This is a genomic window from uncultured Streptomyces sp. (assembly GCF_947488945.1).
In the GTDB taxonomy this organism is placed as follows: Bacteria; Actinomycetota; Actinomycetes; order Streptomycetales; family Streptomycetaceae; genus Streptomyces.
In genome coordinates, this window is record NZ_CANLBS010000017.1 from 24389 (window position 1) to 44597 (window position 20209).

At 72.0% G+C, this 20209-nt stretch carries 17 protein-coding genes; 5 read left to right on the forward strand and 12 right to left on the reverse strand.

The window, feature by feature from the left end:
* Nucleotides 1–5 precede the first annotated feature (5 nt).
* The 8 genes from pssA to Q0994_RS24150 form a co-directional block, all read right to left on the reverse strand.
* Nucleotides 6–866, reverse strand: a complete 861-nt coding sequence (gene pssA / locus Q0994_RS24115) for a CDP-diacylglycerol--serine O-phosphatidyltransferase (protein ID WP_299538228.1) — start codon at nt 864–866, stop codon at nt 6–8.
* Complete coding sequence (locus Q0994_RS24120) at nt 853–1500, reverse strand: phosphatidylserine decarboxylase (protein ID WP_299538230.1); 648 nt, start codon at nt 1498–1500, stop codon at nt 853–855. The genes pssA and Q0994_RS24120 overlap by 14 nt, the downstream gene beginning before the upstream one ends.
* A gap of 180 nt (nt 1501–1680) precedes the next feature.
* On the reverse strand, nt 1681–2886 hold the full coding sequence (locus Q0994_RS24125; protein WP_299538232.1) for an acyl-CoA dehydrogenase family protein: 1206 nt from the start codon (nt 2884–2886) through the stop codon (nt 1681–1683).
* 25 nt (nt 2887–2911) lie between these two features.
* The gene (locus Q0994_RS24130; RefSeq protein ID WP_299538233.1) at nt 2912–3415 is read right to left on the reverse strand and encodes a MaoC family dehydratase; all 504 of its coding nucleotides are present in this window, start codon (nt 3413–3415) and stop codon (nt 2912–2914) included.
* Nucleotides 3416–3417: 2 nt separating this feature from the next.
* A complete protein-coding gene (locus tag Q0994_RS24135; RefSeq protein WP_299538234.1) occupies nt 3418–4389 on the reverse strand; it encodes a CoA ester lyase in 972 nt (323 codons plus the stop codon).
* Nucleotides 4386–6398, reverse strand: coding sequence for a protein meaA (locus tag Q0994_RS24140; protein ID WP_299538235.1), 2013 nt, complete (start codon nt 6396–6398; stop codon nt 4386–4388). The genes Q0994_RS24135 and Q0994_RS24140 overlap by 4 nt, the downstream gene beginning before the upstream one ends.
* 9 nt (nt 6399–6407) lie before the next feature.
* Nucleotides 6408–7781 (reverse strand): crotonyl-CoA carboxylase/reductase, encoded by a 1374-nt coding sequence (ccrA, locus tag Q0994_RS24145; RefSeq protein WP_299538236.1) that lies wholly within the window; start codon nt 7779–7781, stop codon nt 6408–6410.
* 391 nt (nt 7782–8172) lie between these two features.
* Nucleotides 8173–8967, reverse strand: coding sequence for a GNAT family N-acetyltransferase (locus Q0994_RS24150; RefSeq protein ID WP_299538238.1), 795 nt, complete (start codon nt 8965–8967; stop codon nt 8173–8175).
* A 133-nt stretch (nt 8968–9100) separates the two neighbouring features.
* On the opposite strand from Q0994_RS24150, the gene Q0994_RS24155 reads away from it, so the two are divergent.
* Nucleotides 9101–9895 (forward strand): restriction endonuclease, encoded by a 795-nt coding sequence (locus Q0994_RS24155; RefSeq protein WP_299538240.1) that lies wholly within the window; start codon nt 9101–9103, stop codon nt 9893–9895.
* Nucleotides 9896–9920: 25 nt separating this feature from the next.
* Here Q0994_RS24155 and Q0994_RS24160 read toward each other — a convergent pair whose 3' ends face one another.
* Together Q0994_RS24160 and Q0994_RS24165 are read right to left on the reverse strand one after the other, a co-directional pair.
* Nucleotides 9921–10739 (reverse strand): TetR family transcriptional regulator, encoded by an 819-nt coding sequence (locus Q0994_RS24160; RefSeq protein WP_299538242.1) that lies wholly within the window; start codon nt 10737–10739, stop codon nt 9921–9923.
* A 91-nt stretch (nt 10740–10830) separates the two neighbouring features.
* The gene (locus tag Q0994_RS24165) at nt 10831–12618 is read right to left on the reverse strand and encodes a 3-hydroxyacyl-CoA dehydrogenase family protein (RefSeq protein WP_299538244.1); all 1788 of its coding nucleotides are present in this window, start codon (nt 12616–12618) and stop codon (nt 10831–10833) included.
* A 516-nt stretch (nt 12619–13134) separates the two neighbouring features.
* Here Q0994_RS24165 and Q0994_RS24170 point away from each other — a divergent pair.
* Nucleotides 13135–13776: a HEAT repeat domain-containing protein gene (locus tag Q0994_RS24170; protein WP_299538245.1), complete on the forward strand. Its 642-nt coding sequence runs from the start codon at nt 13135–13137 to the stop codon at nt 13774–13776.
* A 181-nt stretch (nt 13777–13957) separates the two neighbouring features.
* On the opposite strand, the gene Q0994_RS24175 is transcribed toward Q0994_RS24170, so the two are convergent.
* On the reverse strand, nt 13958–15640 hold the full coding sequence (locus Q0994_RS24175; RefSeq protein WP_299538247.1) for an alpha/beta hydrolase: 1683 nt from the start codon (nt 15638–15640) through the stop codon (nt 13958–13960).
* Nucleotides 15641–16154: 514 nt separating this feature from the next.
* Between Q0994_RS24175 and Q0994_RS24180 the strand changes: the two genes are divergently transcribed.
* The gene (locus tag Q0994_RS24180) at nt 16155–17261 is read left to right on the forward strand and encodes an endonuclease NucS domain-containing protein (RefSeq protein ID WP_299538249.1); all 1107 of its coding nucleotides are present in this window, start codon (nt 16155–16157) and stop codon (nt 17259–17261) included.
* 137 nt (nt 17262–17398) lie between these two features.
* Nucleotides 17399–18061 (forward strand): adenylate kinase, encoded by a 663-nt coding sequence (locus Q0994_RS24185; RefSeq protein ID WP_299538251.1) that lies wholly within the window; start codon nt 17399–17401, stop codon nt 18059–18061.
* Between the two features lie 60 nt (nt 18062–18121).
* Here the strand turns inward: Q0994_RS24185 and Q0994_RS24190 are convergent, their stop codons facing one another.
* Nucleotides 18122–19162, reverse strand: a complete 1041-nt coding sequence (locus tag Q0994_RS24190) for an Rv2578c family radical SAM protein (RefSeq protein WP_299538253.1) — start codon at nt 19160–19162, stop codon at nt 18122–18124.
* Between the two features lie 411 nt (nt 19163–19573).
* On the opposite strand from Q0994_RS24190, the gene Q0994_RS24195 reads away from it, so the two are divergent.
* Nucleotides 19574–20017, forward strand: coding sequence for an SRPBCC family protein (locus Q0994_RS24195; protein WP_299538255.1), 444 nt, complete (start codon nt 19574–19576; stop codon nt 20015–20017).
* Nucleotides 20018–20209: the final 192 nt, after the last annotated feature.

Here is a 20209-nt window from a genome sequence, read left to right on the forward strand (position 1 = left end):
TACCGCTACGGCAACTGCGCCGCACGCGCCTCACGCCGGTTGCCGCGGAAGGTGTTCACCCGCCGGGCGGTCGCGAAGAGCGGGATCACCGCGCCGAGCACGACCTGGAGCGCGCAGCCGGTCTGCAGCAGGAGCTGGCCGCCCGGGGCGTCGAACGCCCAGGCGACGAGCAGCCCCATCGCGGCCACGATCCAGCTCAGCATCGCCACCGCGAGGACGCCCCGCGGCTTGGGGTACTCGACCCGGCTGACCATGAGCCACGCCACGCCGACGATGGCCAGCAGCGTGGGCACGAAGGGCAGCTCCAGCAGCACGATCGAGACGACCGTCAGCGCTCCGAAGGGGCTCGGCATGCCCTGGAACATGCCGTCCTTCAGCGTCACGCACGAGAACCGGGCGAGTCTGAGCACCACCGCCAGCAGCACCACGATCGCCGCCAGCGCGGAGACCCGCTGGTGGGCGTCGTCCGCGACCATCCCGTAGACGAGGACGAAGTACGCCGGCGCCAGGCCGAAGCTGATCAGGTCGGAGAGGTTGTCCAGCTCCGCGCCCATCGGCGACGACCGCAGCTTGCGCGCGACCAGTCCGTCGAAAAGGTCGAAGACCGCGGCCATCAGCATGAGGATGACCGCGGTGGCCGCCGAGTGACGGGCCATGCCCGACTCGTCGCTCCCCGTGAGGTGCGGGATGAGGATGCCCGTGGTGGTGAAGTACACCGCCATGAACCCGCAGGTCGCGTTGCCGAGGGTCAGCGTGTCCGCTATCGACAGACGCATCGAGAGCGGCATGTCCTGCGTGCCGTCCTCGTCGTTCTCCTCGGCTTCCGGGACCCATCCCGCCTTGGTATCGCGATCAATCACGGTCAATTCGAGTCACCCCCGCGGTAGTGGCCTGACCGACCTCGACCGCGACATCGATCCCCTCCGGGAGGTAGATGTCGACGCGGGAACCGAAGCGGATCAGGCCCAGACGCTCGCCCTGCTCGAGTTTCGTGCCCTGCGGGACGTAGGGCACGATGCGACGGGCGACGGCCCCGGCGATCTGCACCATCTCGATGTCGCCGAGCTCGGTGTCGAAGTGCCAGACGACGCGCTCGTTGTTCTCGCTCTCCTTGTTGAACGCCGGCACGAAACCGCCGGGGACGTGCTCGACCGACGTCACGGTGCCGGCCAGCGGCGCGCGGTTGACGTGGACGTTCAGCGGGCTCATGAAGATCGCGACGCGGGTGCGCCCGTCCTTCCACGGCATGATGCTCTGCACCACGCCGTCGGCCGGAGAGATGATCCGGCCCCGGGTGATCTCGCGCTCGGGGTCGCGGAAGAACCACAGCATGCCCGCCGCGAGCGCGGTGGTGGGCACGGCCACGGCGGCCCAGCGTCCGGACTTGCGGGCCCGGGCGAGGCTGATGGCCGCGGTGGCGACGGTCGGCAGGAGCCACGGCGATGCTCCGCGGGCGATGCGGACCGCGCCGCGGGATGCGGAGTTGGGGCTGTCGGGCATGGATGACCTTCGTAGCGGATGATGCCGCGCTGGCAACGGGGGACGGCGGCTTTCCGGCGATGCTATCGGGTGGTGACGGCAACTGGGCAAGCCAGCAGCCGAGTCGGACAGCTGAAAGGCACCGGACGAGGCTGACCAGGTGTGATCTTCTTCGCGGCCAAAACGCCTCGAAAAGGACAATCAGCCCTGCACGCGGTACTCCTCCAGCAGCCGTCGGCCGATGATCATTTTCTGGATCTCGGCGGTACCTTCACCGATCAGCAGCATCGGCGCCTCGCGGTACAGGCGCTCGATCTCGTACTCCTTGGAGAAGCCGTAACCGCCGTGGATACGGAAGGCGTCCTCGACGACTTCCTTGCAGTACTCGGAGGCGAGGTACTTCGCCATCCCTGCCTCCAGGTCGTTCCGTTCCCCGGAGTCCTTTTTGCGGGCCGCGTTTACCATCATCGCATGGGCCGCTTCGACCTTGGTGGCCATTTCGGCCAGTTTGAACTGGATCGCCTGGTGCTGGGCGATCGGCTTGCCGAAGGTGTGCCGCTGCTGCGCGTAGGAGACGCCCAGCTCGAAGGCGCGTTGCGCCACGCCACAGCCGCGCGCGGCCACGTTCACGCGCCCGACCTCGACGCCGTCCATCATCTGGTAAAAACCGCGCCCGGTGGTGCCGCCGAGGACCCGATTGGCCGGAATGCGTAGTCCGTCCATGATCAGCTCGGTGGTGTCGACCCCCTTGTAGCCCATCTTGTCGATCTTGCCGGGGATGGTGAGGCCCGGACGCACCTCGCCGAAGCCGGCCTCCTTCTCCACGAGGAAGGTCGTCATCGACTTGTGCGGCGCGGTCCCCTCGGGGTGTCCTTCGTCACTCCGGCACAGGACCGCCACCAGGGTGGAGGTGCCGCCGTTGGTCAGCCACATCTTCTGGCCGTTCAGGACGTACTCGTCGCCGTCCCTCACACCCTTCGACGTGATGGCCGACACGTCCGAGCCGAGCCCCGGCTCCGACATCGAGAACGCGCCCCGCACCTCGCCCAGCGCCATCCGCGGCAGGAAGGCGTCCTTCTGCTCCTGCGTGCCGTGCTGCTTGAGCATGTACGCCACGATGAAGTGCGTGTTGATGATCCCCGACACGCTCATCCAGCCGCGCGCGATCTCCTCCACGCACAGCGCGTAGGTGAGCAGCGACTCGCCCAGGCCCCCGTACTCCTCGGGGATCATGAGCCCGAACAGGCCCAGTTCCTTGAGCCCTTCGACGATCTCCGTCGGATACTCGTCGCGGTGCTCCAACCCGGTCGCGACCGGGATGATCTCCTTGTCGACGAAGTCCCGCACGGTGGACAGGATTTCCTGCTGGACGTCGTTCAGACCTGCGGTCCGGGCGAGTCGCGTCATGGCTGCTTCTCCTGGGCTTGTGGCGTCAGTTGGCGGGCGTCGGGCGGCCGGGCTGCTCGCCGCCGCGTTCCTTCACGTACGTCTCGGTGGGGACCATCACCTTGCGGCGGAAGACGCAGACGACGGTGCCGTCCTGCTTGTAGCCCCTGGTCTCGACGTGGACGATCCCGCGGTCGCTCTTGGACTTGGAGGGCGTCTTGCCGAGGACGGTGGTCTCGCCGTAGAGGGTGTCGCCGTGGAAGGTCGGCGCGACGTGCCGCAGCGACTCGACCTCCAGGTTGGCGATCGCCTTGCCGGAGACGTCCGCCACCGACATGCCGAGCAGCAGCGAGTAGACGTAGTTGCCGACGACGACGTTCTTGCCGAAGTCGGTCGTACCGCCGGCGTAGTTGGCGTCCATGTGCAGCGGGTGGTGGTTCATCGTGAGCAGGCAGAACAGGTGGTCGTCGTACTCGGTGACCGTCTTGCCGGGCCAGTGCTTGTAGACCGCGCCGACCTCGAACTCCTCGTAGGTGCGTCCGAACTGCATGGTCAGGCCTCCGGGGCTTCGAACTTGGAGGTGCGCCGCATGCCGGCGGCGCGTCCCTTGCCGGCGATGACCAGGGCCATCTTGCGGCTGGCCTCGTCGATCATCTCGTCGCCGAGCATCGCGGAGCCCTTCTTGCCGCCCTCCTCGGAGGTGCACCACTCGTACGCGTCGAGGATCAGCTCGGCGTGGTCGTAGTCCTCCTGCGAGGGCGAGAACACCTCGTTGGCGGCGTCGACCTGTCCGGGGTGCAGCACCCACTTGCCGTCGAAGCCGAGGGCGGCGGCGCGGCCGGCCACCTCGCGGTAGGCGTCCACGTCGCGGATCTGCAGGAAGGGGCCGTCGATGGCCTGCAGGTCGTGGGTGCGGGCCGCCATCAGGATGCGCATCAGGATGTAGTGGTAGGCGTCCGCGCCGTAACCGGGCGGCTGCTGGCCGACCACCAGGGTCTTCATGTTGATGGACGCCATGAAGTCGGCCGGGCCGAAGATCAGCGTCTCCAGCCGGGGCGAGGCGGCGGCGATGGCGTCGATGTTCACCAGGCCCTTGGCGTTCTCGATCTGCGCCTCGATGCCGATCCGGCCGACCTCCAGGCCCACCGTCTTCTCGATCTGGGTCAGCAGCAGGTCCAGGGCGACGACCTGCTCGGCGTCCTGCACCTTTGGCAGCATGATGCAGTCGAGGTTCTGCCCGGCGCCCTCGACGACCGTGATCACGTCCCGGTAGGTCCAGTGCGTGGTCCAGTCGTTGACCCGCACCACGCGGGTCTTGCCCGTCCAGTCACCGGTGTTCAGCGCCTCCACGATGGTGTGCCGGGCGCCCTCCTTGGCGAGCGGCGCGCAGGCGTCCTCCAGGTCGAGGAAGACCTGGTCCGCGGGGAGGCCCTGGGCCTTCTCCAGGAAGCGCGGGTTCGAGCCGGGGACGGCCAGACAGGAGCGGCGCGGGCGCAGCCGGTTCACGGGCGTGGGCGTGGTCATGCGGGGACCTCCAGAGGTTCGAGCTTGTTGGCTTTCCGGATCTCGTCGACGATACGGCCGATGATCTCGGTGATGCCGAAGTCCTTCGGGGTGAAGACGGCGGCGACGCCCGCCGAGACGAGGGCCGCGGCGTCGGCGGGCGGGATGATCCCGCCCGCGATCAGCGGGATGTCGGACGCGCCCGCCTCGCGCAGCCGGTGCAGTACGTCCGGCACCAGCGCGGCGTGCGAGCCGGAGAGGATGGACAGGCCGACGCAGTGCACGTCCTCGGCGAGGGCCGCCGACACGATCTGCTCCGGCGTCAGCCTGATCCCCTGGTACACCACTTCGAAGCCGGCGTCGCGGGCCCGTACGGCGATCTGCTCGGCGCCGTTGGAGTGCCCGTCGAGCCCCGGCTTGCCGACCAGCAGCCGCAGCCGGCCGACGCCCAGGTCGTCCGCGGTCCTGGCGGCCTTCTCGCGCACCGCGGCCAGCGGGCTGCCGGCCTCGGCGGCGACGGCCACCGGGGCGGACGAGACGCCGGTCGGCGCCCGGTACTCGCCGAACACGTCCCGCAGCGCCCAGGACCACTCGCCGGTGGTGACGCCCGCGCGGGCGCACTCCACGGTGGCCTCCATGAGGTTGCCGGTGCCCGCCGCGGTCTTCTTCAGCGCGGCCAGCGCCCGGCCGGCCCGGTCCTCGTCGCGGTGGTCGCGCCACTCGTGCAGGGCCGCGACCACCCGTGCCTCGTTGGCCGGGTCGACCGTCATGATCGCGCCGTCCAGGTCCGCGGTGAGCGGGCTCGGCTCGGTCGACTCGTAGACGTTGACGCCGACGATCTTCTCCTCGCCGTTCTCGATCCGGGCCCGGCGGGCGGCGTGCGAGGAGACCAGCTCCGACTTGAGGTAGCCGGACTCGACGGCGGCCATCGCGCCGCCCATCTGCTGGATCCGGTCGATCTCCGCCAGCGACTCCTCGACCAGGGCGTCCACCTTGGCCTCGACGACGTGCGACCCGGCGAAGATGTCCTCGTACTCCAGCAGGTCGCTCTCGTGCGCCAGCACCTGCTGGATGCGCAGCGACCACTGCTGGTCCCAGGGGCGGGGCAGGCCCAGGGCCTCGTTCCAGGCGGGCAGCTGCACCGCGCGGGCGCGGGCGTCCTTGGAGAGGGTGACGGCCAGCATCTCCAGGACGATGCGCTGGACGTTGTTCTCCGGCTGCGCCTCGGTCAGGCCCAGCGAGTTGACCTGGACGCCGTAGCGGAACCGCCGCTGCCGGGGGTCGGCGATCCCGTACCGCTCGCGGGTGATCCGGTCCCAGATGCGGCCGAAGGCGCGCATCTTGCACATCTCCTCGATGAAGCGGACGCCCGCGTTCACGAAGAACGAGATGCGGGCGACGACCGCGCCGAAGGCGTCCTCGGGGACCTGTCCCGAGTCGCGCACCGCGTCGAGGACGGCGATCGCCGTCGACATGGCGTACGCGATCTCCTGCACCGGTGTGGCCCCGGCCTCCTGCAGGTGGTAGCTGCAGATGTTGATCGGGTTCCACTTGGGGATGCGGTTGACCGTGTACGTGATCATGTCGGTGGTCAGCCGCAGCGAGGGCACCGGCGGGAAGACGTGCGTCCCGCGCGAGAGGTACTCCTTGACGATGTCGTTCTGCGTCGTCCCCTGGAGTTTGCCGGGGTCGGCGCCCTGTTCCTCGGCGACCACCTGGTAGAGCGCCAGCAGCCACATGGCGGTGGCGTTGATGGTCATCGAGGTGTTCATCTGCTCCAGCGGGATGTCCTGGAACAGCCGGCGCATGTCACCGAGGTGAGAGACCGGGACCCCGACCCGGCCCACCTCGCCGCGGGCGAGGACGTGGTCGGGGTCGTAGCCGGTCTGGGTGGGCAGGTCGAAGGCGACCGACAGTCCGGTCTGGCCCTTGGCGAGGTTGCGCCGGTACAGCTCGTTGGACGCCTCGGCCGTGGAATGGCCGGCGTACGTCCGCATGAGCCACGGGCGGTCCTTGCGGCGTTCCGTCATCGGGTGTCCTCAGACGTTCCGGTCGGAGCGGGCGGGCTGCTCGGCGGGTGTGTCGCGGAACAGGTTGATCGCGTCCAGGTGCTTGGCGCGCAGCTCCTCGTCGCGCACCCCGAGGCCCTCGCGGGGGGCCAGCGCCAGCACGCCGACCTTGCCCTGGTGGAGGTTGCGGTGCACGTCGTAGGCGGCCTGCCCGGTGTCCTCCAGGGAGTAGACCTTGGAGAGCGTCGGGTGGATCTTGCCCTTGGCCACCAGCCGGTTCGCCTCCCACGCCTCGCGGTAGTTGGCGAAGTGCGAGCCGACGATCCGCTTGAGCGACATCCACAGGTAGCGGTTGTCGTACTCGTGGGTGTAGCCGGAGGTCGAGGCGCAGGTGACGATGGTGCCGCCCTTGCGGGTCACGTAGACCGAGGCGCCGAAGGTCTCGCGGCCGGGGTGCTCGAAGACGATGTCGACGTCCTCGCCGCCGGTCAGCTCGCGGATGCGCTTGCCGAACCGCTTCCACTCGCGCGGGTCCTGGGTGTTCTCGTCCTTCCAGAACCGGTAGCCCTCGGCGTTGCGGTCGATGATCGCCTCGGCGCCCATCTTCCGGCAGATCTCCGCCTTCTGGTCGCTGGAGACGACGCAGATCGGGTTGGCGCCGCCGGCCAGCGCGAACTGGGTGGCGTACGAGCCGAGTCCGCCGCTGGCGCCCCAGATCAGCACGTTGTCGCCCTGCTTCATGCCGGCGCCGTTGCGGGAGACGAGCTGGCGGTAGGCGGTGGAGTTGACCAGGCCGGGCGCCGCCGCCTCCTCCCAGCTCAGGTGGCCAGGCTTGGGCATGAGCTGGTTGGACTTGACGAGCGCGATCTCGGCGAGCCCGCCGAAGTTGGTCTCGAAGCCCCAGATGCGCTGCTCGGGGTCGAGCATCGTGTCGTTGTGGCCGTCCGAGGACTCCAGCTCGACGGAGAGGCAGTGCGCGACGACCTCGTCGCCGGGCTTCCAGGCGTTGACGCCTGGGCCGGTGCGCAGCACGACGCCGGCCAGGTCGGAGCCGATGACGTGGTACGGCAGGTCGTGACGCCGGGTCAGCTCGCTGAGCCGCCCGTACCGCTCCAGGAAGCCGAAGGTGGAGACCGGCTCGAAGATGGAGGTCCAGACGGAGTTGTAGTTCACCGAGCTGGCCATCACGGCGACCAGGGCCTCGCCCGGACCGAGTTCGGGCACCGGGACCTCGTCCAGGTGCATCGACTCGCGCGGGTCCTTGTCGCGGGTGGCGCGCCCGGCGAACATCTCCGCCTCGTCCTTGTGCACGGTGATCGCGCGGTAGGACTCGGGCAGGGGCAGCGCCGCGAAATCTGCGGCGGTGCTGTCCTGCGATTGGATCGCGTCCAGGATTTCCTTCACGGTGATGCCTCCGGCGGGTGGTGTCTCCCCTGCTCGGACGGGACGGGAGCAGAGGACGCGTGTGAGGGAACGCTTCGGTGGACCCTGCGGGCAGGGTGCGGTGCTGACTGGAGGTGTGCCGTCGGTTCGGCGGTGGTGCGGGTGGCGCTGCTCGGTGGAGCGAAGGTGCCTGTGACGCAGGCAGTCCGGGCGCGCACGCACGTGGCTTGCGGGGACAGCCGGCGTACGAGAGATGCCAGTACGCCGGCCGCCCGGACTGGTTTCAACGTATGGCACTGCGTGACACCTGACAAGGCACCGAGTGCCAACAATTTCTCTCAGTTGTCATCCTGGCGGCACGCATGAGCAACACGATGGGTGGTGCGTACCGCTTCGTCCGGTAGGTGAGGCGTCACGGCGTGATGCGGTACACGTACGGCGTCGTCGTCGTGAGCGCCGTGAAGCCGAGCCGGAGCAGGATCGGCGCCGAGTCCGCCGTGGCGTCCACCTGGAGGTACCGGTATCCGCGCGCCGCAGCGATCGCGGCCCGGTGGGCCACCAGCGCCCGGTAGACGCCCCGCCCACGCCACCGCGGCGCGGTCCCGCCGCCCCACAGCCCGGCGAAACCGGTGCCCGGCAGCAGCTCCATCCGCGCCGCGGACACCGGCTCCCCGTCCGCCAGCGCCACCACCCCCACGAACTCCTCGGGCGCCTCGTCGAGCCGCGCCAGCATCCGGTGCAGCAGCCTCCCCGGGTCCTCGCCGAACGCGGCCCGGTGCGCGGCGGCCATCAGCCGCACCCCGGCGGCGTCCCGCACCTCGCGCACCTCGATCCCCGCGGGCGCCGCCACCGCCGTCGACAGCCGCTCCACCGGCGCCACCAGCACGGTCTCGGACGGCTCCGGCACGAACCCGGCCTCCCGCAGCCGGTCCGCCAGAGCGGCCGGCCGGTCGTGACCGTAGAGCTTCCACTCGAACAGGTCGTGGCCGAGCGCGGTGTAGTGCGCCACCTGGGCCGCCACCGCCGCTTCGGCGCCCGGTGCGTCCAGTGCCGGGTCCGACCAGACGACGCCGTTCCAGTCGTCGGCCGTCCCGGTCTGCCGCACCACCGGCCCGGCGCGCTCCACCCGGACCCCGGGGCCGTCGGGCCGGGCGTGTTCGCGCAGCACGCGGTCGAACAGGGCGAGGAGTTCCGTGGAAGAGGGCATGCGGGCACCCCAGCACGCCGGCCCCGCTCCCACCAGTGGTTTTCCGCCGTGCCGGGCATCGGCCGGGTGTTCCGGGGCAGACGCCCCTCAGTAGTTGATCTTGCTGGGACACACACCGGGGAGGGGCATCGCCATGCCGGGACGCATACGCGGGCACGGACGGCGCGGGGAGTTCAGCCTCCGCCGCACGACGGTCGGCTTCGCACTGGTCGCCCTGCTGCTCTGGGGCGGCGGACTGATGCTGCGGACCGCCTGGGAGGGCGCGGGCCGCCACCCGTACGCCGTCGTCGGCGCGGTGCTGATCGCGGCCGGGACGGCCACGGCACTGCTGCGCCGCAGGCGCCGCCGGGTCACCGCCGCCCGGCTCGCCGCCGCGGTCACCGAGGCCGCCGAGGAACTGGTCGACGACGCGCTCGCCGAACTGGACGCGGAACGCGCCGCGACGGCCGCGACCGTCCCCGACCCGGCCCCGCTCCCCGCCCCGGTCGACTGGGGGGCCATGGACCCGTACGCCTTCGAGGAGGCCGTCGCCGAACTGTGCCGGCGCGACGGCTGCGCGGACGCCGAAGTGGTCGGCGGCGCGGGCGACCTGGGCGCCGACGTGCTCGCCACCGCCCCCGACGGCCGCCGCGTCGTCGTCCAGTGCAAGCGCTACGGCCCCGACAACAAGGTCGGTTCGCAGGAACTCCAGCGCTTCGGCGGCACCTGCTACGCGGTGCACGGCGCCGACGCCGCGATCGTCGTCTCCACCGGCGACTACACCGCGCCCGCCCTGGAGTACGCGCAGGCGTGCGGCATCGTCTGCGTCGGCCTGGACGACCTCACCCGCTGGGGCGAGGGAGCGGCCCCGCCGCCCTGGGAGCAGCCGTCGGGCGACCCGCTCGGCGACCCGGCGGACGGCCCGGCCGCCGACCGGGTGGCGACCTGACCGGCAAAGGGGCCCGCGGCGGTCGTCAGCGGACCTTGAGCGCCTGCTGGATGGTCCGCATGACCTCGTCCAGCGGGGCGTCGGTACGGGCCACCGCGACCAGCACCTCGCCGTCCCCCGTCACCGAGGCGGCGGGGCCCTTGGACGCGTCCGTCCCGGCGACGCGCCCCGCGCCGATGCCGGTGCCGAAGGTGTCCCGCACGATCGCGAACGCGTGGTCGAGCTGCGTCATCACGTCACCGCGGCCGTCGGCCCGCAGCCAGCGCCGCAGCACGTGGTTGTGCGCGGTGACCACGGCGGACGCCGCCACCTCCGCCAGCAGCGGGTCGTCATTGCCGACCTCGTGGTCCCGCTCGTCGAAGTGGCCCAGCAGATAGCGCGTGAACAGTCGCTCGTAACGGGCCACCGAGGCGATCTCGGCCTCCCGGAGCGTCGGCACCTCACGGGTCAGCTTGTAACGCGCCACCGAGACCGCCGGCTTGGCCGCGTACATCTTCATGACTTCCTTGATGCCGCGGCACACCGTGTCCAGCGGGTGCTCGTGCGCCGGGGCCGCGTTGAGCACCTCCTCCGCCCTGACCAGGGTGTCGTCGTGGTCCGGGAAGATCGCCTCCTCCTTGGAGCGGAAGTGGCGGAAGAACGTCCTGCGGGCCACGCCCGCGGCCCCCGCGATCTCGTCGACCGTGGTCGCCTCGTACCCCTTGGCGGCGAACAGCTCCATGGCCGCGGCGGCCAGCTCCCGGCGGATCTTGAGCCGTTGCGCGGCGGCGCGACCGCTCGCCGTACTCTCCGGGGCATCGGACGCTGCGGGGGTGGCACGGGGTGCCTTGGCGGGCTGGGGCATGGTGTGAACGTACTGCATCGGCGCCGGTGGACGCGCCTGAGGGGGCGGGCCGCCCGCCGGCTCCAGCAGCCCGCCCCAGGCACCCGACGGGTCAGCGTCGGGCATATTCGCGGAAGCCGCGCCCCGTCTTGCGGCCCAGGCAGCCGGCCGCGACCAGGTGCTCCAGCAACGGCGCCGGGGCCAGCCCCGGATCGCGGAACTCCGCGTGCAGCACCTTCTCGATCGCCAGCGACACGTCCAGCCCCACCACGTCCAGCAGCTCGAACGGGCCCATCGGATAACCGCCGCCCAGCTTCATCGCGGCGTCGATGTCGTCCAGCGAGGCGTAGTGCTCCTCCACCATCTTGATCGCGTTGTTGAGGTACGGGAACAGCAGCGCGTTGACGATGAACCCGGCCCGGTCCCCGCAGTCCACCGGGTGCTTGCGGATTCTCGCGCACACCTCGCGGACGGTGGCGTGCACGTCGTCCGCCGTCAGCACCGTCCGGACCACCTCGACCAGCTTCATGGCGGGCGCCGGGTTGAAGAAGTGCATCCCGACCACGTCCTGCGGACGCGAGGTGGCCCGCGCCACCGCCACCACCGGCAGCGAGGAGGTGGTGGTCGCCAGCACCGCGCCCGGCTTGCAGACCTTGTCGAGCGTCCCGAACAACTGCTGCTTGACCAGCAGGTCCTCGGCGACCGCCTCCACCGCGAGATCCACCTCGGCGAACGCGTCGAGCGAACCGGCCGCGGTGACCCGCGCCAGCGCCCCGTCCCGCGCCTCCCCGGTCATGCGTCCCTTGGCGACCGAACGGTCCAGCGACTTCGCGATCCGCGCCTTCGCGGCGTCCGCCTTCTCCTGGCTGCGCGCGGCCAGCACCACGTCGATGCCCGCCTTGGCGAACACCTCCGCGATGCCGGAGGCCATCGTCCCGGAACCCGCCACCCCGACCGATCCCACCGGCCGCCCGGCGACCGCGCCCGCGCCCCCGCCGTCCACCGGCGTCAGCGCGTCCGGCACCACGTGGGAGCTGCCCGGCGCGGCGTAGGTGTAGAACCCCCGCCCGGTCTTGCGGCCGGTCAGCCCGGCCTCGCTGAGCTGCTTGAGGACGGGGGCGGGCGCGTGCAGCCGGTCGTGCGAGGCCGCGTACATGGCCTCCAGGACCGTACGGGCCGTGTCCACGCCGATCAGGTCGAGCAGCGCCAGCGGGCCCATGGGCAGGCCGCAGCCCAGCCGCATCGCCGCGTCGATGTCCTCGCGGGACGCGTAGTTCGCCTCGTACATCGCGGCGGCCTGGTTGAGGTAGCCGAACAGCAGTCCGTCGGCGACGAACCCCGGACGGTCACCGACGGCGACCGGCTCCTTGCCCAGCTCGCGCGCCAGCCGGGTCACCGCCTCGACGGCCGGCGGCGCGGTGAGCACCGAGGACACCACCTCGACCAGCTTCATGGCCGGCGCCGGATTGAAGAAGTGCAGGCCCAGCACCCGCTCCGGGTGCTGCGACTCGGCAGCCAGCCGGGTCACCGACAGCGCGTTGGTGCCCGTCGCCACGATCGCGGTGGGCGCGACGACCGCGTCCAGCTCGCGCACGACCTGCTGCTTGACCTCGTACGACTCCGGCACGACCTCGATGACGAGCTCGGCCTCGGAGGCCGCGCGCACGTCGGTGAAGGTCCGGAAGCGGGACAGGATGTCGCCGCGCTCCTTCTCGGTGAGCCGGCCGCGCTCCACGCCGCGGGCGGTGGACGCTTCGAGGGCGGCGACGGCCTGCCGCCCCGCCGCTTCGTCGATGTCGATGCCGATGACCTCGCGGCCGGCCCGGGCCAGGACCTCGGCGATGCCGGTTCCCATGGTGCCGAGGCCGACGACGGCGATGGTGGTGAGCGGGGTGTCCATCACGGGACTCCAGGGTGAGTGACGACTGTGAAAGAGCACGACTGTGCACGAGCACGACTACGGCAAGAGCACGACTGCCGGAGCGCGGCTGCGAGAGCGCCGACCGTGAACGGGCACGGCCGTGGATCGGGCCGCGACCGCACGGGGTACGACGCGTTCCCGGCGCGAACGTGCGCGGGGGACACGGGCGTTGCGTGTGTCGTGGTGCACGGGGGCCGGGCCGCGCGGTGAGCGCGCTCCGGCCTGGAACGTGACGGACCCTGTCCCGGATCGCGTCTCACGATGCTGCCGAACCGACGAGCACTCCGGATGGCTGCGTCACCAGGCCACCGAAGCCTGCGGGGAGTTGCCCCGCTCACATGAGAGTAACCGGCCAGTAACGAGCGCGCCAGCCCTGCCCCGTTGTGCCGTGGACCACAGGGGCCCGGCCCGCCGCGGCCGTGTCCCCGCCGCCGCCCCTCACCGAAGGCCCGGAAGCAGCCCGCACGTTCCGTGTGCGCGCATACGCTGAGCGTCATGAGTGCAGCCCCGACTGAAGAACGACCTCCCGGACCGCAGGACCGGACGACACCGGTGGAGGACGAGGAACTGCGGTCGCTCGTCGACCGGTTGCGGGCCGAGGCGGCCGCCGCCGGCCAGGCCGAGGCGTACGAGATCTTCGCCGCCTCGCACGACCCGGACGTACTGGCCCGCGGACTCACCGAGCCGGGCCGCCCGCTCTGGGCGCGGGAGAGCGCCGCATTCCGCCTCGGCCGCGCGGGCGACCCGCGCGCCTTCGAGGCCCTGGTGCTGCTGCTGAACCACCGCGACCCGGAACGCCGCGTCTCGGCGGCCCACGCCCTGGAACGGCTGGGCGACCCCCGCACCCCGCGCGCCGCCGCCGCCCTCGCCACCAACACCCTGCGCACCGCCTACGCCGTCCACCCGGTGCGGTTGCTCACCGCGCTCCGGGCCCCCGAGTCCGCGCCCGCCCTGATCCGCACCCTGGAAGGGCTGCTCGGCCCCGACGGGCCGCACTGGCGCGTGGCACTCGCCTGCGTCGATGGGCTCGGCACGCTCGGCGACCCGTCCGCCCGGCCGGTCCTCACCGCCGCGCTCGCCCACCCGAGGCTGGGAGGGGCGGCGGCGAGGGCGCTCAGCCTGCTGCCCGCACGGTGAGCTGCGCCGACCCGGATCGCCGCGATCCGGTCGCAGTCCTCGACGGCCACGTCCCGCAGCCGCGCCGCGGGGGCCGGGACGGAGTTCCTCGCCGGTCAGTCATGCCGGACATCCTGACGCACCGGGGAGGAGCGCCAGGAGGCGCGGGCGGGGACGGGAAACGCCGCTCTCCGGGTGCGGCTCAGCCCCGGAACCCCAGCAGGCCGTGCAGCGCGGCTCCGCGCGCGGTGGAGTCCGAGCCGCGCAGCGCCTTGTGCGCGGTGCGCGGCCGCGGCTCCGGCTGGGCGGCGCAGACCGCGTCGGGACGGCCCGCCGAACCGCCGCGCGGCACCGTGCCGCGCGCCAGGTAGTCGGCGAGGTGCCGGTCCAGGCAGGCGCTGCCGCTGAGGGTGATGCCGTGGTTGCCGCCGCCCTCCTCCACGACCAGCGCGGACCCCTTCAGCTTGCGGTGCAGCGAGACCGCGCCCTCGTAGGGCGTGGCGGCGTCGTCGGTCGCCTGGAACAACAGGGCGGGCGGAATACGGTCGTTGGTGACCCGGACCGGGGTGCGCGGCTCCACCGGCCAGGTCGCGCACGGCGCGTTGTACCACGTGTTGTTCCACGTCATGAACGGTGCCTTGCGGTGCACCGCCCAGGCGTCGTTGCGCCAGGTGTTCCACCGGCGCGGCCACTCGGCGTCCCGGCACTGGACCGCCGCGTACACCGCGTACCCGTTGGCGCCGTCCGCGTCGACCGCGCCCAGGCTGTCGTAGGCGGCCGTCAGCACCGTGTCGTCGCCGTCGTGCACGAACGCCGCGAACGCCTCGGCGAGGGCGGGCCAGTAGCCGTCGTAGTACCCGCCGGGCATGAAGGTGTCCTCCAGCTCGGCGGCCCCCACCCGTCCGTCCGCCGGGTGCGCGGCCAACGCGGCACGCATCGCGTACCAGGACCGCTCGACGGCCGCCGGGTCGCCGCCGAGACCGTACGCGGCGTCGTGCCGGGCGACCCACGCCGCGAACGCCTTGTGCCGGGCGTCGAAGGCCTGGTCCTGGGCGAGGTTGTCCTCGTACCAGACGCCGGTCGGATCGACGACGGAGTCCAGCACCAGCCGCCGCACCCGGTCCGGATGCAGCTTCGCGTAGACCGCGCCGAGGTACGTCCCGTAGGAGTAGCCGAAGTAGTTGACGCGCTCCGCGCCGAGCGCCCGCCGGATCACGTCCAGGTCCTCGGCTGCGCTCGGCGTGTCCAGGTACGGCAACAGGTCGCCGTACTTCGCCCCGCAGGCGCCGGCGAAGGCTGCCGCCCGGTCCCGGTTGGCGAGTTCGACGGCGTACGAGGTGGGCACGGAGTCCGGACGCGGCGGCGCGAAGTGGTCGGGCACGCAGTCCAGCCGGGGCGTGGACCGGCCGACGCCGCGAGGGTCGAAGCCGATGACGTCGTACTGCGCGGCCACCTCGGCCGGCAGCGCGGAGGCGACGAACCCGGCCATCCCGAGACCGCTGCCGCCCGGCCCGCCGGGGTTGACCAGCAGCGGACCCTGATACGTCTTCGAGGTGTGCGGGACGCGGGTCAGGGCGAGGGTGATCCGCCGCCCGGCCGGGTCGGCGTGGTCCAGCGGGGTGGAGACGGTGGCGCACTGGAGCGTCGGCCGGGCCTTGGTGGCGCAGGACGTCCAGGCGACGGCGGAGGGAGCCTTCGCGCCGGACCGCCCGGCGGCCGGCGCGGGGGCCGCGGCCACCAACCCGGCGACGGCGGCGCTGACGGAGACGGCGGCCAGGGTCGCGGTACGGCGGGTGAGGACGGCGCGACCGGCGCGACCGGGGGCGCCGTCGGTCGGTCGGGGCGTCCTGGACGAAGCGGCGAAGTGCGGGGCGAGGCGCGGCATGGGGCCTTCCGGGGCGTGGGACGGCGGGGCGACGGCAGGGGGACGGCGTGGCGGACGGACCGCGGTGGCGCGGCCCCCGGCCGCATGCTCTCCGGCTTCCCGCCCGGAAACGCGCCTTCCGCCCGAATTCGCCCGGTCGGGTCACCTGGACGGCGGAGGGGACGGGGCGGATGGGGCTGACGGGGGTGGGGGCGGGCAGAGAGGCTCGGAGTTCCCGCAGGGTGCCGCGGCCGTGCGGGGATCGTGCCCGGGCGATCATCGCGATCGGTGGGGCAGCCCCGTGGCGGACGGCGGATCGTGCCCGCCCTCCCCGGTCGCCGGCGAAAGGGGCCCTACTCGCGCTCGGCGGGCCGTGAGAGGCTGCAAGCCACGCCCGTGTCGAGGGTGGGCGCGGCCGGGACGCATGAGTCGCCCGCGAAGCGCCTGCGGACGTTGACGGCAGGGGCCCGCCGGCGCACCGCGCCCGCGGGAAGAGCCGTCCGGCGGGGGCCGGGCGCGGGGGAGGAGCGCGGAAATGCCGTTGGAGTTCGGGCTGTGGCGGGTGGACGACGACAGGCCGAAGCGGGTCGCGACGCGACCGATGGCACTGGAGTCCCGGCTGGAGGACCTCATCGAGGCCGATCCGGACATCCTGGGCAAACGCCTTCTTCTGATCGGCCGACAAGTACCCACCGACCACGGCAAGTTCATCGACCTGCTCGGCATCGATGCCGAGGGTGGCCTGCACGTCCTGGAACTGAAGCGGAGCCGCACGCCGCGGGAGGTCGTCGCCCAACTGCTCGACTACGGTTCCTGGGTCCAGGGCCTCGGTAACGAGGATGTACGGGAGAAGTACGCCGCGTACGCCCGTGCGCGCGGGCTCGCCGAGGAACTGGACGAGGCTTTCGCCCTGCGTTTCGGGGGCGGCCCGCCCGACGTCCTCAACAGCACCCATACCCTCACCGTCGTCGCGAGCGAGGTCGACGCGGCGACCGAACGCATCGTCACCTACCTCGCCTCGGGCTACCAGGTTCCGCTGAACGTCCTCTTCTTCCGCCACTTCGAGGAGGACGGACGTTCCTACCTCGCCCGCACCTGGCTGATCGACGACGTCGAGGCGGTGGCGCCCGCGGGGCCGCAGGGACGTGGGAAGCAGGAACCGTGGAACGGCAAGGACTGGTACGTCTCCTTCGGCGCGGAGCCGGGCGGCCGTGCCTGGGACGACGCCCGCCGGTACGGCTTCGTATCGGCCGGCGGGGGCGACTGGTTCTCCCGGACGCTGCGCTCCCTTCCCGTGGGCGCAAGGGTGTTCACCCACATCCCGAAAACCGGGTACGTGGGCGTCGGCACGGTTGCCGGCGAGGCGCTTCCCTTCCAGGACGCCGTCCTGAACGTCGACGGCGAGAGCCGTCGGACGACCGACCTCCCCCTGAAGGGCGACTACCGGTCCGGCACGGGTGCGCCGGACGCCGAAGACCGGGAGGACCGTCGTGAATGGGTCGTGCCGGTGGAGTGGGAAGCGGCTGTACCGGAGGGGAAGGCTCTGTGGCGGACCGGCTTCTTCGCCAACCAGAACTCCGCGTGCAAGCTCCGTGCCCGCTTCACGATCGACGAAGTCTCCCGCCACTTCGGCATCGGGTGACGACCCTGGCGACCGGGTTCCGCGCGATGTCACGGCACGGCGCGCAACCGCACGGTCCGCGTCCGGACCCCCTCGACGGCTCCGTGCTTTCTCCCGGGCGCGTTGCCCGCGACCGCCCGACGAAGGGACACCCATCGATGCGCGTTCTCCTGATCGGGCCGCCCGGAGCCGGCAAAGGCACGCAGGCGGTGCGTCTGGCCGGGGAACTGTCGGTCCCGCACATCTCCACCGGCGACTTGTTCCGCGATCACATCGGACGGGGCGCCGGGCTCGGACGGGTGGCCCGGCGCTCCGTCCGGGCCGGTCTGCTGGTGCCGGACGAGGTCACCAACGGGATGGTCGAGGAGCGGCTGGCCCGCCCGGACGTCGCGCGCGGATTCCTGCTGGACGGATTCCCCCGCAACGGAGCCCAGCGCCAGGCGCTGGACGGCATGCTGGCCGCCTCCGGGACGCGTCTGGACGCGGTGCTCGACCTGGAGATCCCGGAGGCGGACGTGGTCGGCCGGATCGCGGGACGGCGGCTGTGCCGCCGGGACCGGGCGCACATCTTCCACGTCGAGCACGCCCCGCCCGCCGTGGCGGGAGTCTGCGACGTCTGCGGCGGCGCGTTGTACCAGCGCGACGACGACCGCGAGGAGACCGTCCGTGACCGGCTGAAGGTCCACCGCGACGAGACGGCCCCGGTCGTCGGCCACTACCGGGCGCTGGGCCTGGTCACGTCGATCCCGGCCCTCGGCGGGGTCGACGAGGTGCTGGACCGCGCGCTGGCCGCCCTCGGCCGGGGCGGGGCGAAGCCCTGATCCCACCGCCGGGGCCGCAGGGCGGCCGACCCGCACACCCTCCCCGCCCGCAGCGTCCGCTCACAGCAAGGTGAGTTGGGTGGGGCCGGGTTCCGGTTCCGGTGCGGTCTCCGGGGTGGCGGGGGCGATCTTGCGGGCGGTGCGGCGCGCGGGCGGGCCGATGCCGAACTCGGCCGCGAGTTCGTGCACCTGGCGGGTGATCCGGCGCTGGTACCAGGTCGGCGCGTACGCCCCGCCCGCGTACATCCGCTCGTACCGGGGGACGAGGTGCGGGTGGTGGCGGCCGAGCCACTCCATGAACCACTCGCGGGCGCCCGGCCGCAGGTGGAGGGCGAGCGGGGTCACCGAGGTGGCCCCGGACTCCGCGACGGCCCGGACGGTGGCGCGCAACTCCTCGGGGCCGTCCCCGAGGAACGGGATGACGGGAGCCATCAGCACCGCGCAGTCGATGCCCGCGGCGGTCAGCGTGCGGATGGCGTCCAGCCGGCGCGCGGGGGAGGGGGTGCCCGGTTCGACCGTGCGCCACAGCGACTGGTCGGTGAAGCCGACGGACAGGGACACCCCGACGTCGGTCACCTCGGCCGCCTGCCGCAACAGGTCCAGGTCGCGGAGGATCAGCGTGCCCTTGGTCAGGATCGAGAACGGGTTGGCGTGGTCCCGCAGGGCGGCGATGATCCCCGGCATGAGGCGGTAGCGGCCCTCCGCGCGCTGGTAACAGTCGACGTTGGTGCCCATCGCGATGTGTGCGCCGTGCCACGAGCCCGACGCGAGGTGCCGCTCCAGCAGCTCCACGGCGTTGGTCTTGACGACGATCTGCGAGTCGAAGCCGAGGCCGGTGTCGAGGTCGAGATAGCTGTGCGTCTTGCGGGCGAAGCAGTACACACAGGCGTGCGAACAGCCTCGGTACGGGTTGAGCGTCCACTCGAACGGCATCCGGGACGCGCCCGGCACCCGGTTCACGATCGAACGGGCCCGGACCTCGTGGAAGGTGATCCCCCGGAATTCGGGAGTGTCGAAGGTGCGCGTGGTCACCGCGTCCGCGGCGAAGAGCGCGCTGTCGCCGGCCGGCGAACCCTTCTCGGCCAGATTGTCCCAGCGCATGGAGCCTCCTCGGTTGCACTGCGCCCCAGAATAGAACAACTGTTCCCATGATCGTGCGAATGGTGCGTACGCGGCCACGGGCGCGGGGGAGCGAACCGCGCGAAGTGCCGTGCGCAGCCCGCGAAAGCGCGCACGAAGACGCCCGTGAAGACACCCGCGACATCGTGTGCGGCGGGAGGGCGCCGCGGGGGTCGCGCGGCCCCGGTCTGCGGGTCCGCGGCAGTCCGGAACCGGCCAACCTCGCGTCCGGGCAGGACCCGCAGGACCCGACTCTGCGGCGAAGGGAGGGTGGACGGCGCACATCAACGGCCGGAAGGGCGCGTATACCGGCAGGCCCCGATTTTGAGCGGCCGTGTCCGGGATGGTTGGCTCACACCGCCCCCTCATCGAACGAGTGCTGGAGGAACAGCCATGGCGCAGGTCGAGGCCACGACAGAGCGGATCATCGCGGCGGACGCGGAGACGGTGTTCGACGCGCTGGCCGACTACAAGGACGTCCGGGGCAAGGTGCTGCCCGGCCACTTCAGCGAGTACGAGGTCCGGGAGGGCGGGGACGGCGAGGGCACTCTCGTGCACTGGAAGCTCCAGGCCACCAGCAAGCGGGTGCGCGACTGCCTGCTGGAGGTCACCGAGCCGAGCGACGGCCAGCTCGTCGAACGCGACCGCAACTCCTCGATGGTCACCACCTGGATCGTGACCCCGGCCGGCGAGGGCAAGTCCAAGGCCGTGGTCACCACCGTCTGGGACGGCGCCGGCGGCATCGGCGGCTTCTTCGAGCGGACCTTCGCGCCCAAGGGCCTCGGGCGGATCTACGACGAGCTGCTGCAGAACCTGGCCACCGAGGTCGAGAAGTAGGCCGACGGAGCGGCGCGGGCGGTAACCGCCGACAACCGGCGACAACCGCCGGCGAAGCAGCCCGCCGGAAGCGTGACCCGGCGGGCCGGTCGCCGTTGTGCGGCGTGGGCCCCTCGGGGGCGGTGGCGTGCGGTCCCGGCCGAGCCTGACGGGGCGTCACCGCCCAGTTGCCTTACCCGTCGGCCGCCGCCG

Coding starts and splice junctions, on each gene's coding strand:
- Q0994_RS24120 (WP_299538230.1), bottom strand. CDS start 1,500: ATGCCCGACAGCCCCAACTCCGCATCCCGCGGCGCGGTCCGCATCGCC.
- Q0994_RS24160 (WP_299538242.1), bottom strand. CDS start 10,739: ATGCCCCAGCCCGCCAAGGCACCCCGTGCCACCCCCGCAGCGTCCGAT.
- Q0994_RS24170 (WP_299538245.1), top strand. CDS start 13,135: ATGAGTGCAGCCCCGACTGAAGAACGACCTCCCGGACCGCAGGACCGG.
- Q0994_RS24140 (WP_299538235.1), bottom strand. CDS start 6,398: ATGACGGAACGCCGCAAGGACCGCCCGTGGCTCATGCGGACGTACGCC.
- Q0994_RS24125 (WP_299538232.1), bottom strand. CDS start 2,886: ATGACGCGACTCGCCCGGACCGCAGGTCTGAACGACGTCCAGCAGGAA.
- Q0994_RS24180 (WP_299538249.1), top strand. CDS start 16,155: ATGCCGTTGGAGTTCGGGCTGTGGCGGGTGGACGACGACAGGCCGAAG.
- Q0994_RS24195 (WP_299538255.1), top strand. CDS start 19,574: ATGGCGCAGGTCGAGGCCACGACAGAGCGGATCATCGCGGCGGACGCG.
- Q0994_RS24165 (WP_299538244.1), bottom strand. CDS start 12,618: ATGGACACCCCGCTCACCACCATCGCCGTCGTCGGCCTCGGCACCATG.
- Q0994_RS24155 (WP_299538240.1), top strand. CDS start 9,101: ATGCCGGGACGCATACGCGGGCACGGACGGCGCGGGGAGTTCAGCCTC.
- Q0994_RS24150 (WP_299538238.1), bottom strand. CDS start 8,967: ATGCCCTCTTCCACGGAACTCCTCGCCCTGTTCGACCGCGTGCTGCGC.
- Q0994_RS24130 (WP_299538233.1), bottom strand. CDS start 3,415: ATGCAGTTCGGACGCACCTACGAGGAGTTCGAGGTCGGCGCGGTCTAC.
- Q0994_RS24185 (WP_299538251.1), top strand. CDS start 17,399: ATGCGCGTTCTCCTGATCGGGCCGCCCGGAGCCGGCAAAGGCACGCAG.
- Q0994_RS24190 (WP_299538253.1), bottom strand. CDS start 19,162: ATGCGCTGGGACAATCTGGCCGAGAAGGGTTCGCCGGCCGGCGACAGC.
- Q0994_RS24135 (WP_299538234.1), bottom strand. CDS start 4,389: ATGACCACGCCCACGCCCGTGAACCGGCTGCGCCCGCGCCGCTCCTGT.
- Q0994_RS24175 (WP_299538247.1), bottom strand. CDS start 15,640: ATGCCGCGCCTCGCCCCGCACTTCGCCGCTTCGTCCAGGACGCCCCGA.